Genomic DNA, 13,370 nt, shown 5'->3' on the forward strand with positions numbered 1-13,370 from the left:
CCGGCATACTGGGCGCGTGCCCCGGAACCGCAACCGTCCCGTGATCACCGGCGTCGCGGCCGTGGTGGCCGCCGGTCTCCTCGCCGGCGGGTTGTTCCTGACGGCACGGCAGGGCGCGGACGGCCCGACCATCGGTGCCGGCTCGGCCTCACGGACGCCGAGCGACGTGCCGACGGCCGCCGGTGACGGCACCGTCACGATCACCCGCAACGGGCCGGACATGCCCGGCAGCACCGCGCTCGGCCGGTGCGACACCACGAGCCAGGCGGCCGTCGCGCAGTACGAGACCGAGGCCCTGGGCCGCGTCACCCTGCAGTGCGGCACCGCTGCCCAGGGCTACGAGCACATCCGGGTGCGGCACACCGCCGACTGGCAGGACGTCGTCACCGGGCACGGCTCGCGCGACTGGGACGACGCCATGCTCACCGCGGTGCAGACGGCGCTCGAGGACCCGCGCCCCGGGTTCCCGCTCGACGCCGGCGACGGCAAGGTCTGCTACGCCGCACCCGTCCGGTTCGACGACGGCGCACGCCCCGACGACGAGCCCTGGGTGAAGGTGATCGTCTCGGCCACCACCGACCGGGTGATCACGGCCTACCCCACGCGCACCGACGACTGCTGACGCGGCACCTGCGGACACCCGTTCTGCGACAGACCACGCGTCGATCACCTGGTGGATCGTCGCGAAGCCGAAGCGACCCCGACCGACGCCCACACGCGCGAGCGCGCGACCCTACGCGTGCACCTCGTACTCGTGCCGCCGGTGCGACACCGGCTCCAACTGGAACGTCGAGTGCTCCACCGGCACGTCGAAGTGCTCCGCCACGCACCGCTGCAGCTCGTCGAGGATCGCCGGGGCGTGCGCCGTCGAGAAGCAGTGGTCGTCGACGACCACGTGCGCGGTCAGGTTCGGCACCCCGGTCGCCACGAGCGTCGCGTGCAGGTCGTGCACCGCGATGACGTGGTCGAGCTCGAGGATGTGACCACGCACGTCGTCGAGGTCGAGCCCCGGCGGCGTCGACTCGAGCAGCACGTTCGCGGTCTCGCGCAGCAGCCGGATCGCCCGCGGCAGGATGAGCAGGCCGATCAGGATCGCGGCGAGGGAGTCCGCCCGCTCCCACCCGGTCAGCATGAGCACGACCGCGGCGATGATGACGGCGACCGAGCCGAGGGTGTCGTTGAGGACCTCGAGCCGGGCGGCGCGCGAGGTGAACCCCTCGCCCGAGGCCCGCAGCAGCACCGCGTAGGCCACCAGGTTGCCGACGAGTCCGACGATGCCGAAGACGAGCAGCGGCCCGGAGTGGATCTCCTCCGGCACGAACAGCCGCTGCACCGCCGAGATGATCACGTAGACCCCGACGGCGAGCAGGATCGCGGCCTGTGCGGTGGCCCCGAGGACCTCGGCGCGCTGGAAGCCCCAGGTGCGCTGCGCGGTCGGGGACCGGCGGGCGAGCCGCGTCGCGACGAGCCCGATGCCGAGTCCGCCGGTGTCGACGACCATGTGCCCGGCATCGACGAGCAGCGCGAGCGAACCCGTGACCACGGCGCCCACGACCTCGGCGAGCAGGATGCCCGCCGAGATGCAGAACGCGATCAGCAGGGCGCGCTCCGAGGCGTGCCCGACGCCGTGCCCGTGGTCGTGTCCCATGTGCGACATCGTAGGGATCCGCACTGACGACATGCCAGGATCGAACCGTGAGCCGGTCGCCCTACGAGCTGTCCACACCGCCGGACGTGCTGGCCCGGCTGCACCCGCGACTCCGCACGTACTTCGGCGAGATCCGGCCCGGGCACGTCGGCCGCGGCGAGGGTGTCTTCGACGTCGTCGGCACCCCACGTCGGTGGCTCTGGCCGGTGCTCGCGATGTTCGCCCGCGACTCCGTCATGTTCCCGGTCTGGGAGCGGGACGTCCCGTTCACGGTCGAGAACCGGCCGGCTCGCGTCCGTCGTGGTCGTGCCGGACGGGAGGCCCGCCCCGCGGTCCGCGCGCACCGCACCTTCCGGTTCCGCTTCGGGAGCCGCACGATGGTGGACGCCATCACCGCCGAACCCGACGGCCTGGTCGACCACCTGGGTCGCCACGGGCGCGTCAGCGCCCGGCTCCGGGCGCAGGTCGACGCCGACGGTCCCGACGCGGGCGCCCTGCGCCTGGTCTCCACGCGTGTGACGTTCCGTGCGCTGGGACGCGAGGTGCGCCTCCCGGCCCTGATCGCACCGCGTGTGACGCTCACAGAACGATTCGATGACGAAGCCGACCTGCAGCGCGTGTCCCTGGTGCTCTCGGCACCGGTGCTCGGCACGCTGTACCGGTACGAGGGGGCGTTCCGGTACGAGATCGCGCCGGACACAGAACGGGGATGAGATGAGCGACCAGAAGGGCCGCGTCGTGATCGCGGGAGCGAGCGGCTTCGTGGGGCGGTACCTGCGGGACGCCTTCACGGAAGAGGGGTACCGGGTCGTCACCATCGGCCGGACCGGCGACGCCGTGTGGGGCAACACCATGCGCATCCGGGAACTCGTCGACGGCGCCGCGATGGTCGTGAACATGGCGGGCAAGAGTGTCAACTGCCGCTACGGCCGACGCAACCGCGCGGAGATCATGCGCTCGCGGGTGGACACCACGCTCGAGCTCGCCGAGGCCATCCGCACGTCCGAGCACCCGACGCCGCTGTGGATGAACGCCTCGACCGCGACGATCTACCGGCACGCCGACGACCGACCGCAGGACGAAGCGACGGGGGAGATCGGCGAGGGGTTCTCGGTCTCCGTCGCCCGCGCGTGGGAGGACGCCTTCTTCGGCGCCGACCTGCCCGGCACCCGTCGTGTGGCGCTGCGGATGGCGATCGTGTTCGGCGATGGCAGTGCCCTGCTGCCGCTCCTCCGGCTCGCGCAGGCCGGCCTCGGCGGGCCGCAGTACGACGGGCCGTGGGTGCCGACGCGCTCCCGGCTCCGCGCCGGCACGTACCACCAACACCGGCCCACGCACGGTCGGCAGCGCTTCAGCTGGGTGCACATCGCCGACGTCCTCGGGTCGATCCGGTTCCTCCGCGACCACCCGGAGATCGAGGGGCCGGTGAACATCTCGAGCCCGAACCCGTCCGACAACCGCACCGTGATGGCCACCCTCCGCGACGCCGTCGGGCGCCGGTTCGGCGTGCCGACCTGGCGATGGATGCTCGAGCTCGGGTCGTTCGCGATCCGCACCGAGACCGAACTCGTGCTGAAGAGCCGGTGGGTGGTGCCGACCCGGTTGACCCAGGCCGGCTACGAGTTCCGGTACCCGCACCTGCGTGGGGCGCTCGCCGGGATCATCGCGGAGCGTCGCCAGCACCGGGGCTGAGCGCCGGGTCGAGGTCGCGCGGACTGCCGCTCGCGAGCGGTCCGGGCGGCACGTCGTGCGACCTCGGCGACACGGCCGCGGCGCGTCGTGCGACCTCGTCGACGGGGGCCGGTCGCGGCCCGCGGTCCCGCGCCGGTCGCGACGACCACAGGACGGCGGCCACGACGACCGCGCCCGCGAGCACCTCGACCAGGTCGGGCACCTCGCCGAAGGCCACCCACGACGCGAGCACCCCGACCACGGGCACGAGCATCGAGAACGGCGCGACCGTGCTCGACGGGTAGGCCGCCAGCAGCCGCGACCAGATGCCGTAGCCCACCAGGGTCGCGACGACCACGATGTAGAGCAGGCCGAGGTCGGCGGGCAGCGCCGCCGCCGTGAACGCGGTGCCCAGAGCGGTACCGATGCGCTCCGGGCCCTCGACCACGAGCGACAGCACGGCCATCGGTACGGGCGGCACGACGGACCACCACAGGGTCAGGTGCAGGGGGTTCGCGCCCCCCGCGCGCCGGGTCGCCACGTTGCCGATCGCCCACCCGAGCGCACCGCACAGCGCGAGCACGACGGGCAGCAGCGCGGCGGTCTGGGAGCGGTGCAGGGCGATCGCGGCGAGGGCGGCCACGGCGATGGTGACCCCGACGACCTGCCGGCCGGTCAGCCGCTCGCGCAGGAACACCCCGGCCAGCACCACCGTGAACGGCGCGGAGGCCTGCAGCACGAGCGAGGCCAGCCCCGACGGCATCCCGGACGCCATGCTGAGGTACAGGAACGAGAACTGCAGCACGCCGAGCCCGATGCCGACGAGCAGCAGCCGGCCGAACGGGATCCGCGGCCGCGGCACGAACAGCAGCGTCGGGACCGCCAGGATCGTGAACCGCAGCGCTGCGAGCAGGAACGGCGGGAAGTGCTCGAGCGCGAGTGCCGTCGCGGGGAAGTTCAGTCCCCAGACCACGGCGACGACGACGGCGAGGAGACGGTCTCGGGTGGTCATGCTCCTCATCGTTCCGGGCACGACGTTGTAGGTCCATCGAAACCTTCGCGAACCACGATGTAGGGTCCCTGCATGGTCGACTTCGACGTGCAGCTGCTGGCGGTCCTGCGGGAGCTCGCCGAGCGCGGCAGCGTCACGGCCGTCGCCGAGGCCACCCACCGCACACCGAGCGCCGTCTCCCAGCAGCTGCAGACCCTGCAGCGGCAGGTCGGCGTCCCGCTGGTCGAACGCGTCGGGCGCGGCGTCCGGCTGACCCCGCACGGCGAAGTGCTCGCGGGCCTGGCGTCCGGGGTCGCGACCGCCATCGCGCGGGTGGACGCCGCCTGGCAGGAGCACCTCGGCGGCACGACCGGACCGGTGTCGCTGGCGATCTTCCCGTCGGCGGCGGAACTGCTGCTGCCCGGCGTGCTCACCCGGATGCAGGCACACCCCGGCATCGCGCTGACCCTGGTCGACGTGGACGTCAGCGAGGGGGAGTTCGCACTGCTCGCGGCCGACCACGACGTCGTCGTCGGGCACCGGTCCGACGGCGTCCGCCCGGCGGACCAGGGATCGGTCGACACCGTGCCGCTGCTCCGCGAACCCCTCGACGTGGCCCTGCCGCCCGGGCACGCCCTGGCCGGCCGCGCACGCGTGGGCATCGACGAGGTCGTCGGGGAACGCTGGATCGGGGTGCCGGAGGGCTACCCGATCGACCGGGTGCTGCACGCGATGGCTGCGGCGACGGACACCCCGCCGAGTGTCGCGTTCCGCACGATCCACCTACCGGTCATCGAGAACCTGGTGGCGGGCGGCCACGGCATCGCCCTCGTCCCGCGGTACACGTCGGGCACGCGGGCCGCCGGGCGCTTCCACCTGGCGGAACTCGCCGACGTCCGTGCCGGACGCCGCATCGAGGCACTGGTCCGCCCCGACCGTGCCGTCCGTCCCGTGGTGCGCACCGTCCTGGAGGCGCTGGTCGCCGTGGCCCTGGACGTCACCACCTGAGACGGTGGCGCCCACTGCCGGGCGCACGCCGTGCCTCCAGGCCGCCTGTCAGTGCAGCGGGAACGTCAGCGCAGCAGACCCGCTTCGTGAGCAGGAATGGTCGGGTCCCGATGCGGAACCCGACCATTCCTGCTCACGAACTGTGGCGGGGTGAGCGCGTCAGCGCACCTGGAACGTCAGCGCACCTGGAACGGCGTGCCGAGCGGCAGGCGCTCCGCCAGCGCCGTGATGTCGGCGTTGTGCATGCGGATGCAGCCGTGCGAGGCGGCGGTGCCGATGCTCGACGTGTCCTCCGTGCCGTGCAGCCCGATCTGGCCGGGGCCACCGCCGAACGAGTTGAGCACGTCCGAGAACGCCGTCGTGCCGTACGCGTACGGGCCGTAGCCCTCGTTGGTCGGCGCGAGCAGCTCGGTGAGCGCGAACCGACCGGTCGGCGACGGGGTGCCGCCGGTGCCGGTGGCGACGGGGTAGCTGTCGACGACCTTGCCGTCCTTATACAGGTCGAGCGTCTTCGTCGAGCGGGTGACGACGATCGCGTACGGGTCCTCGGTCAGGGTGACGGCGCTGGTCGGCACCCAGCCGGTGCTGCCGTTCGGGCGTTGTGCGAGCTGCACCTCGGCCCAGCCGTCCTGCTGGTCGACGACCCGGAAGACGAGCGGGGCTCCGGACGCCTGCGGGTTCTCGAGCGTCTGTGTCGCTTTGCCGCCCGCGCTCGCGCTGACCGGGACGGACGCGCCGGTGACGGCGGCGACGGTGGTGCTGGCCGGGGCGTCGACCGCGTCGACGGGTGCTGCCGACCGGGTCGGCTCCGGTGTCGTCGTGGGGGTCGGCGTCGGTGCCGCGACGGACCGGGTCGGTGTCGGGGCGGGCGCTGCTGACAGGGGACCGAGCGCGACGAACGCGACGGCCCCCGCACAGACGACGGCCACGGCGGCGGCGATCACAGTCGCACGCCGCCGTGGCTCGGTCGGGAGGATCGGCAAGATCAGCCCGTGAAGTTCGCCGTTCCGGGCACCGGGACGGCGACCGGTGCCGTGCCCGGGTCACCGGCAGCGGCCGGGTCAGCGACGAAGGCGCCATCGGCCGAAGCGGTCTGGCTCGAGGACCGGCCTTCGAGCGTGGCGGTGTACGCGCCGGCGCTCACGGCGCCCTCGGGCAGGACCACCACGACGACGATGTCGCCCTCGTCGTCCGCCACCGAGGCGTTGGTGCGGATCGAGTAGGTCTCGCCGCCCTGCGTGATGGTCGCCGCGACGGACTCGTTCGGGGCGAAGCCTGCACCCGTCACCTGGAATCCGGTGAGGGTCTGCGACACGCGCACGGACGTCGGCGCGTCGATGGTCGCGGTCGGCTGCGGCGTGAAGTACGTCGTGGTGTCGTCGATGCGCAGCGCGGAGATCGAACCGCTGGCGTCGGCGGCGAGGGACTGACCGTTCGCCTCGAGCGGGGCGGCGAGGCTCTTCAGCTCGCTGCTGGGCAGCGCGCTCGGTGCCGGGGTGCCGTCGACGGTCGGGGCCGGGGTGGGCTCGTCGGTCGGAGCGGGCGTCTCGGTCGGCTCGGGCGTCGGCGGCGCCGTGGTGTCGGCGGCGACGTCGATGCCGACGTAGACGACGTACCCGACGACCTGCGCGTCGGCGGCCTCGAGGTCGGCGGTGAGCTCCGTCGTCGACTCGACCTCGCCGGTCGCGGGGTCGATCCAGTTGCTGGTGCCGTCGGAGATGCCGACGCCGTCACCGGTCTCGGGCGCGTCCGTGGCGAAGACCACGGTCTGCGCGCTGGTGTCGCCGCCCTCCTGGACCGCGAGACCGAAGCTCGTCGCGCCGGTGGTCGTCATGCTGATGCCGGCGGCGAGGGCGGGGACGCTGCTCGCGGGCACGGGCTTGTTCAGGCCGCGGACCAGGCCGACGGCCTCGCCCTCGGAGACGGACAGGCCGTCCTCGTCCAGCGTGGCGTGGTCGGTGATCGAACCGCCACCGTCCAGGTCGGTCACGGACGCCCAGTACCACTGGTCGGTCAGCGGGAAGGTGCCGGTCGGCGCGGCGGTGAAGTCGTCGGCCGAGTCGGTCCAGGTGACGATGGCCGAAGCAGCGGTGCTCGTCACCAGGGCGGTCGAGACCGTCGGGACGAGGGCGGCGGAGACGCCGAGCACGGTGGCGCCGACGGCGGCCGCGGTGATGCGAGAACGAAGCACGGTGTGGAGATCCATCCGGTCAGTGGACAGGGTGCATCCACTGCGACGCCCCCCGTGCTGAGATGTACTCAGCGATACGAACCTATCGAACCGCTCAGGATTCCGCACCCCCCGGACGCGGATCCGATGACGGACCGACGACCGTCCGGCCGCCGGTCCGTCGTGCTCAGACGTCGAGGTGGTCGACCAGCTCGTCCGCCAGGCCCGTGTAGGTCGCCGGCGTCAGGTTGGTCAGCCGGGCCTTCGCGCCGTCGGAGATGTCCAGACGGTTCACGAACACGATGAGGTCCTGCTGGCTCACCCGCTTGCCGCGCGTGAGCTCCTTGAGCATCGCGTAGGGGTCCTCGATGTTCGACTGCCCGGCGGTGACCTCGGCGCGGATGACCGTCTGGATCGCCTCGGCGAGGACCTCCCAGTTGTGGTCGAGGTCGTCGGCGAGCTTGGCCTCGTTCACGGCGATCTCGCCCAGTCCGCGGCGCAGGTTGTCGAGCGCGAGCAGCGAGTGCCCGAACGCGACGCCGATGTTCCGCTGCGTGGTGGAGTCGGTCAGGTCGCGCTGCAACCGGCTGGTCACGAGGGTCTCGGACAGTGTCGAGAAGAGCGCCGACGAGATCTCGAGGTTCGCCTCGGCGTTCTCGAACTTGATCGGGTTGATCTTGTGCGGCATCGTCGACGACCCGGTGGCCCCCGCGACGGGGATCTGCGTGAAGTACCCCATCGAGATGTAGGTCCACACGTCGGTGGCCAGGTTGTGCAGGATCCGGTTGGCGTGACGGACCCGGTCGTACAGCTCGGCCTGCCAGTCGTGCGACTCGATCTGCGTGGTGAGCGGGTTCCACGTCAGGCCGAGGCCCTCGACGAACTCGCGGGACAGCGCGGGCCAGTCGGCCTCGGGGTCGGCGGCGAGGTGTGCCGAGAAGGTGCCGGTCGCGCCGGAGAACTTGCCGAGGTACTCGCCGCCCTCGATCTGGGCGAGCACGCGCTCGAGCCGGTAGACGACGACCGCGAGCTCCTTGCCGAGCGTCGTCGGGGTCGCCGGCTGACCGTGGGTGTGCGAGAGCATCGGCACGCTCTTCAACTCGACGGCGAGCGTCCGGAGCTTCTCGAGCACGGCACGGAAGCCGGGGAGCCAGACCTGGTCGACGGTGTCCCGCACGGTGAGTGCGTAGGACAGGTTGTTGACGTCCTCGCTCGTGGCGGCGAAGTGGGTGAGTTCGGCGATCGCGTCGAGCCCGAGCTCGGACAGCCGGCGGCGCACGAAGTACTCCACGGCCTTGACGTCGTGACGGGTCGTCGCCTCGATCTCGGCGAGCTCTGCGATCTGGTCCTGGCCGAAGGTCTCGACGATCCGGCGCAGTGCTGCCTTGTCGTCGACGCTGAGCGGCGAGGTGGTGAACATCGCGTGGTCGGTCAGGAAGATGAGCCACTCGACCTCGACCACGATGCGCGCGCGGTTGAGGCCGGCCTCGGAGAGGTGCTCGCCCACCGTGTGCACGATCGGGTAGTAGCGCCCGTCGAGCGGGCTGATCGGCTGCGGGGGAAGGGGGGTCATGGGGCTCCCTGACGGACTGCCGGCTCGAGCTGGTGGAAGAGCGCCCGGCAGGCCCGTTCGACGGTCGAGAGCACTCGGTCGAACTCGTGCCGGTCCGCGTAGTACGGGTCCGGCACGTCGGCCTGCTGGGGCCAGGCGGCGTCGTACCGCAACAGGAGCGTCACCTTGGCGGAGTCGTCCATGGTCGGGGCCCACGAACGCAGGATGCGCTCGTGGGAGCGGTCGAGTGCGACCACCAGGTCGAGGTCCGGGAACCGGTCCGGGTCGAACTGACGGGCGCGATGCCTGCTGCCATCGTATCCGCGCGCCGCCAGCGCTGCGATCGTGCGCTCGTCGGCGGGTTCGCCGACGTGCCAGTCACCGGTGCCGGCCGACTCCACCTGGAACCGGTCGGCCAGGCCGGCGTCCGCGGCGATCTGCGCGAACACGACCCCGGCCATGGGGGAGCGGCAGATGTTGCCGCTGCAGACGAACGAGACGCGGAACGGGGCGTCGACGTCCTGGGTCATGAGCACATCATGACGCAGGGCGGGGTCCTCCGCGAGGTCCGCCGGGGTCACGCCCGCTGGCGGTTGAGCACCGGGCGGGCGAAGAGCCCGATCAGCCAGGCGAAGACCGCGAGCACGAAGGCGCCGACGATGCCCCAGCCGAAGGAGTCGACCTCGAGCCCGAAGCCGAACGCCTCCGAGATGCCCGCGACGATGAGCAGGAGGATCGCGTTCACGACGAACGAGATGAGCCCGAGCGTGAGGATGTAGAGCGGGAACGCCACGATCCGGATGAGCGTGCCGATCACCGCGTTCACGAGACCGAACACGAACGCCACGAGCAGGAAGGTGAGGACGGTCGCAGTGGTCCCGCCGTCACCGAACGGCGTCACGGAGACGCCGCTGACGATGAGCGTGGTGAGCCAGAGCCCGAGGGCGTTGACGACGAGGCGGACGAGGAATCGCATGCGCCCATGATGCCCTCGTTCCCCTCGTGGGTGCCGTGGGCCTGCCGGTAGCCTGGACCCGTGAGCGAGCAGCGTGTGCACATCCGGCCCGAGGTGGCCGTCCTCCCCGCGTACAAGCAGGGGCGACAGGCGTCCGACTCCGCCTTCAAGCTGTCGAGCAACGAGAACCCGTTCCCGCCGCTCCCCGGGGTCGTCGAGGCCGTGCAGGCCCAGACCTCGTACAACCGCTACCCCGACGCCACCGCCCTCGCCCTGCGCGCCGTGCTGGCCAACCGCTTCGGGCTGACCGCCGAGCAGGTGCACGTCGCCCCGGGCAGCGTCGCGATCCTGCACGAGCTCGCCCGCGCGACCTCCGGCCCTGGTGACGAGATCGTCTACGCCTGGCGCTCGTTCGAGGCGTACCCGGGCGTCGTCACGGTTGCCGGCGCCACGAGCGTGCAGGTGCCGAACCGCGCCGACGGCGGGCACGACCTCGACGCGATGGCCGCGGCCGTCACCGAGCGCACCCGCATGGTGCTCGTCTGCTCGCCGAACAACCCGACGGGGCCGATCGTGACCGCCGCGGAGTTCGACGCGTTCATGGCTTCAGTGCCGCAGTCGGTGCTGGTCGTGCTCGACGAGGCATACGCCGAGTTCGTGACCGACGAGGCCGCCGTGCACGGTCACCCGCTGCTCGCCGCGCACCCCAACCTCGTGGTCCTCCGCACCTTCTCGAAGGCGTACGGGCTCGCCGGGCTCCGGGTGGGCTACGCGCTCGGTCCGGACTACGTGCTCGACGCCGTCCGCGCCTGCGCCATCCCGCTCTCCGTGACCGCCCAGGGCCAGGCGGCGGCGCTCGCCAGCCTGGAACGCGAGGCCGAACTGCTCGGACGCGTGACCGAGATCGCCACCCTGCGCGACCGGATCGTCGTCGAGCTCCGGGCCCAGGGCTGGGACGTCCCCGACGCCCAGGGCAACTTCCTCTGGCTGCCGACGGGCGAGCGGACGGCGACCGCGGCGGCCGCGTTCGAGGACGCCGGCATCATCGTCCGGGCCTTCCCGCCAGAGGGCATCCGCATCTCGATCGGCGAGCACGAAGCTGTGGAAACGCTCCTCCAAACAGCCCGCTCACTTGTGGGGGACCTCCAGGTGGCCGACTAGTGCCTGGCGCTACGCTGGCCCGCATGTCATTCCGCGCCGCGGCTCCCGCGACGACCACCGTCCGGCTCCTCGACCCCGAGGGTCGGTTCGTGGAGACCGACGAGAACGCCGAGTTCGCCGCCGCCGCGCGGGCGATCCCCGACGAGACCCTGCTGGCGATGCACCGCCGCATGGTGCTCACTCGTCGGTTCGACCACGCCGGCCACAACCTCCAGCGCACCGGCCAGCTCGGCCTGTGGGTGCCCAGCCACGGGCAAGAGGCGGCACAGACCGGCTCGGCCTTCGCCCTGCGCGCCCAGGACCACGTGTTCCCGTCCTACCGCGAGCACGCCGTCACGATGCACCGCGGCGTCGAGCCGATGGAGATCATCGCGATGTACCGCGGGCAGACCCACGGCGGGTGGGACCCGGACCAGCGTGGCAACACGCACATCTCCACCCTGGTGATCGGCTCGCAGACCCTGCACGCCACCGGGTACGCGCTCGGCCAGAAGCTCGACGGCGACGTCGGCACGGGCGACCCGGACCGCGACGCCTGCTCCATCGTCTACTTCGGCGACGGCGCCACCAGCCAGGGCGACGTGAACGAGGCCTTCGTGTTCTCCGCGTCGACCAAGGCGCCGGTCGTGTTCTTCCTGCAGAACAACCACTGGGCCATCTCGGTGCCGGTGTCGGTGCAGTCCCCGACGCCGCTCGTCGACCGCCCGCGCGGCTTCGGGATCCCGAGCGTCCTGATCGACGGCAACGACATCCTCGCGTCCTACACGGCCTCGGTCGTCGCGACCGAGCACGCCCGCAGCGGCCAGGGCCCGGCCTTCATCGAGGCCGACACCTACCGCATCGGTGCGCACACCAGCTCCGACGACCCGAGCCGGTACCGCGCCGACGGCGAGCTCGAGGAGTGGGTCCTGCGCGACCCGATCGTCCGGTCCGAGGCGTACCTGCGCTCGAAGGGTGCGACGGACGAGCAGTTCGCCGCGTTCGACGAAGAGGGCGAGGACATCGCCGCCGACGTCCGACGCCGCACCGTCGCCCTGACCGCACCGTCCGTCGACGTCATGTTCGACAACGTGTACCGCGAACCGCACCCGCGGATCACCGAGCAGAAGGCCTGGCTCGCCCAGTACGAGGCCGGCTTCGAAGGGGGCGCCCACGCATGAGCACCACCGAGCAGCTCTTCGACTACACCCTGCGCTCCCACCCGGGCGCCGGGGAGGTCCCGAGCGACCCCACCCCGACCCTGCCGATGGCCAAGGCCCTGAACGCCGGGCTCGCCGCGGCCATGGAAGCAGACGACAAGGTCCTGCTGATGGGCGAGGACATCGGCCAGTTGGGCGGCGTCTTCCGCATCACCGAGGGCCTGCAGGACCGTTTCGGCGCCGAGCGCGTGCGGGACACCCCGCTCGCCGAGGCCGGCATCATCGGCACCGCGATCGGCCTCGCCCTGCGCGGCTACCGCCCGGTCGTCGAGATCCAGTTCGACGGCTTCGTGTGGCCCGGCTTCGACCAGATCACCTCGCAGCTCGCGAAGATGGCGAACCGCCTGCCGGCACACATGTCGCTGCCCGTCGTCATCCGCATCCCCTACGGCGGCCACATCGGCGCCGTGGAGCACCACCAGGAGTCCCCCGAGGCGTACTTCGCGCACACCCCGGGCCTGCGGGTCGTCAGCCCGAGCACGCCGAACGACGCCTACTGGATGATCCAGGAAGCCATCGCGTCGAAGGACCCGGTGATCTTCCTCGAGCCGAAGTCCCGCTACTGGCCCAAGGGCCAGGTGGACCTGGTCGACGGTCACGTCCCGATGCACACGACCCGCGTCGCCCGCACCGGCACCGAGGTCACCCTGGTCGGGCACGGCGCCATGGTCGCCACCCTGATGCAGGCGGCGGACATCGCCGAGGCCGAGGGCACCAGCTGCGAGGTCATCGACCTCCGCTCGATCTCGCCGATCGACTGGGAGCCGCTGCTGGCCTCCGTCCGCAAGACCGGTCGCCTGGTCATCGCACAAGAGGCCTCCGGCTTCGTCAGTGTCGGCAGCGAGATCGCCGCGACCGTCGCCGAGCGGGCGTTCTACACGATGCAGGCACCGCCGCTGCGGGTCTCCGGCTTCGACGTGCCGTTCCCGGTCTCGAAGCTCGAGCACCTGCACCTGCCGGATGCCGACCGCATCCTCGAGGCCGTCGACCGCGCCCTCGCCTACTGACCCGTCCG

14 protein-coding genes are annotated in these 13,370 nt (G+C 71.9%); 7 read left to right on the top strand and 7 right to left on the bottom strand.

Features of this window, described 5'->3' with window-relative positions; all coding sequences use genetic code 11:
- Positions 1–16 precede the first annotated feature (16 nt).
- On the top strand, positions 17–622 hold the full coding sequence (locus DEJ02_RS10295) for a hypothetical protein (protein WP_111032984.1): 606 nt from the start codon (positions 17–19) through the stop codon (positions 620–622).
- 111 nt (positions 623–733) lie between these two features.
- On the opposite strand, the gene DEJ02_RS10300 is transcribed toward DEJ02_RS10295, so the two are convergent.
- Positions 734–1,648 (bottom strand): cation diffusion facilitator family transporter, encoded by a 915-nt coding sequence (locus DEJ02_RS10300; protein ID WP_111032986.1) that lies wholly within the window; start codon positions 1,646–1,648, stop codon positions 734–736.
- A 47-nt stretch (positions 1,649–1,695) separates the two neighbouring features.
- Between DEJ02_RS10300 and DEJ02_RS10305 the strand changes: the two genes are divergently transcribed.
- Positions 1,696–2,361 carry a DUF4166 domain-containing protein gene (locus tag DEJ02_RS10305; protein ID WP_111032987.1) on the top strand — a complete coding sequence of 222 codons (666 nt, stop codon included), beginning with the start codon at positions 1,696–1,698 and terminating at the stop codon, positions 2,359–2,361.
- Between the two features lies 1 nt (position 2,362).
- Positions 2,363–3,340 carry an epimerase gene (locus tag DEJ02_RS10310; protein ID WP_111032989.1) on the top strand — a complete coding sequence of 326 codons (978 nt, stop codon included), beginning with the start codon at positions 2,363–2,365 and terminating at the stop codon, positions 3,338–3,340.
- Here DEJ02_RS10310 and DEJ02_RS10315 read toward each other — a convergent pair.
- Positions 3,309–4,331: an EamA family transporter gene (locus tag DEJ02_RS10315; protein WP_258378716.1), complete on the bottom strand. Its 1,023-nt coding sequence runs from the start codon at positions 4,329–4,331 to the stop codon at positions 3,309–3,311. The two genes, DEJ02_RS10310 and DEJ02_RS10315, sit on opposite strands and share 32 nt — an antisense overlap.
- Before the next feature lie 72 nt (positions 4,332–4,403).
- Between DEJ02_RS10315 and DEJ02_RS10320 the strand changes: the two genes are divergently transcribed.
- Entirely contained in the window at positions 4,404–5,318 is a 915-nt protein-coding gene (locus DEJ02_RS10320; RefSeq protein WP_111032991.1) for a LysR family transcriptional regulator, read from the top strand.
- Between the two features lie 176 nt (positions 5,319–5,494).
- On the opposite strand, the gene DEJ02_RS10325 is transcribed toward DEJ02_RS10320, so the two are convergent.
- The 5 genes from DEJ02_RS10325 to DEJ02_RS10345 form a co-directional block, all read right to left on the bottom strand.
- Entirely contained in the window at positions 5,495–6,301 is an 807-nt protein-coding gene (locus DEJ02_RS10325; RefSeq protein ID WP_228516577.1) for a L,D-transpeptidase family protein, read from the bottom strand.
- A 2-nt stretch (positions 6,302–6,303) separates the two neighbouring features.
- On the bottom strand, positions 6,304–7,509 hold the full coding sequence (locus DEJ02_RS10330) for a hypothetical protein (RefSeq protein WP_181440324.1): 1,206 nt from the start codon (positions 7,507–7,509) through the stop codon (positions 6,304–6,306).
- 166 nt (positions 7,510–7,675) lie between these two features.
- Positions 7,676–9,061, bottom strand: coding sequence for an adenylosuccinate lyase (gene purB / locus DEJ02_RS10335; protein ID WP_111032994.1), 1,386 nt, complete (start codon positions 9,059–9,061; stop codon positions 7,676–7,678).
- Positions 9,058–9,570: a low molecular weight protein-tyrosine-phosphatase gene (locus tag DEJ02_RS10340; RefSeq protein ID WP_017886476.1), complete on the bottom strand. Its 513-nt coding sequence runs from the start codon at positions 9,568–9,570 to the stop codon at positions 9,058–9,060. Before DEJ02_RS10340 ends, purB begins: the two co-directional genes overlap by 4 nt.
- A 47-nt stretch (positions 9,571–9,617) precedes the next feature.
- On the bottom strand, positions 9,618–10,016 hold the full coding sequence (locus DEJ02_RS10345) for a phage holin family protein (protein WP_111032996.1): 399 nt from the start codon (positions 10,014–10,016) through the stop codon (positions 9,618–9,620).
- A 60-nt stretch (positions 10,017–10,076) separates the two neighbouring features.
- Between DEJ02_RS10345 and DEJ02_RS10350 the strand changes: the two genes are divergently transcribed.
- The 3 genes from DEJ02_RS10350 (at position 10,077) to DEJ02_RS10360 (ending at position 13,362) form a co-directional block, all read left to right on the top strand.
- Positions 10,077–11,156, top strand: coding sequence for a histidinol-phosphate transaminase (locus DEJ02_RS10350; protein ID WP_111032997.1), 1,080 nt, complete (start codon positions 10,077–10,079; stop codon positions 11,154–11,156).
- 23 nt (positions 11,157–11,179) lie between these two features.
- Positions 11,180–12,316, top strand: coding sequence for a thiamine pyrophosphate-dependent dehydrogenase E1 component subunit alpha (locus tag DEJ02_RS10355; protein WP_071404900.1), 1,137 nt, complete (start codon positions 11,180–11,182; stop codon positions 12,314–12,316).
- 86 nt (positions 12,317–12,402) lie between these two features.
- Entirely contained in the window at positions 12,403–13,362 is a 960-nt protein-coding gene (locus tag DEJ02_RS10360; RefSeq protein ID WP_071404980.1) for an alpha-ketoacid dehydrogenase subunit beta, read from the top strand.
- The last annotated feature ends 8 nt before the right edge of the window (positions 13,363–13,370 follow it).

The organism is Curtobacterium sp. MCLR17_042, assembly GCF_003234695.1.
GTDB classification, from domain to species: Bacteria; Actinomycetota; Actinomycetes; order Actinomycetales; family Microbacteriaceae; genus Curtobacterium; species Curtobacterium flaccumfaciens.

Coding starts and splice junctions, on each gene's coding strand:
- DEJ02_RS10315 (WP_258378716.1), bottom strand. CDS start 4,331: ATGACCACCCGAGACCGTCTCCTCGCCGTCGTCGTCGCCGTGGTCTGG.
- DEJ02_RS10340 (WP_017886476.1), bottom strand. CDS start 9,570: ATGACCCAGGACGTCGACGCCCCGTTCCGCGTCTCGTTCGTCTGCAGC.
- DEJ02_RS10345 (WP_111032996.1), bottom strand. CDS start 10,016: ATGCGATTCCTCGTCCGCCTCGTCGTCAACGCCCTCGGGCTCTGGCTC.
- purB (WP_111032994.1), bottom strand. CDS start 9,061: ATGACCCCCCTTCCCCCGCAGCCGATCAGCCCGCTCGACGGGCGCTAC.
- DEJ02_RS10320 (WP_111032991.1), top strand. CDS start 4,404: ATGGTCGACTTCGACGTGCAGCTGCTGGCGGTCCTGCGGGAGCTCGCC.
- DEJ02_RS10360 (WP_071404980.1), top strand. CDS start 12,403: ATGGCCAAGGCCCTGAACGCCGGGCTCGCCGCGGCCATGGAAGCAGAC.
- DEJ02_RS10310 (WP_111032989.1), top strand. CDS start 2,363: ATGAGCGACCAGAAGGGCCGCGTCGTGATCGCGGGAGCGAGCGGCTTC.
- DEJ02_RS10300 (WP_111032986.1), bottom strand. CDS start 1,648: ATGGGACACGACCACGGGCACGGCGTCGGGCACGCCTCGGAGCGCGCC.
- DEJ02_RS10355 (WP_071404900.1), top strand. CDS start 11,180: ATGTCATTCCGCGCCGCGGCTCCCGCGACGACCACCGTCCGGCTCCTC.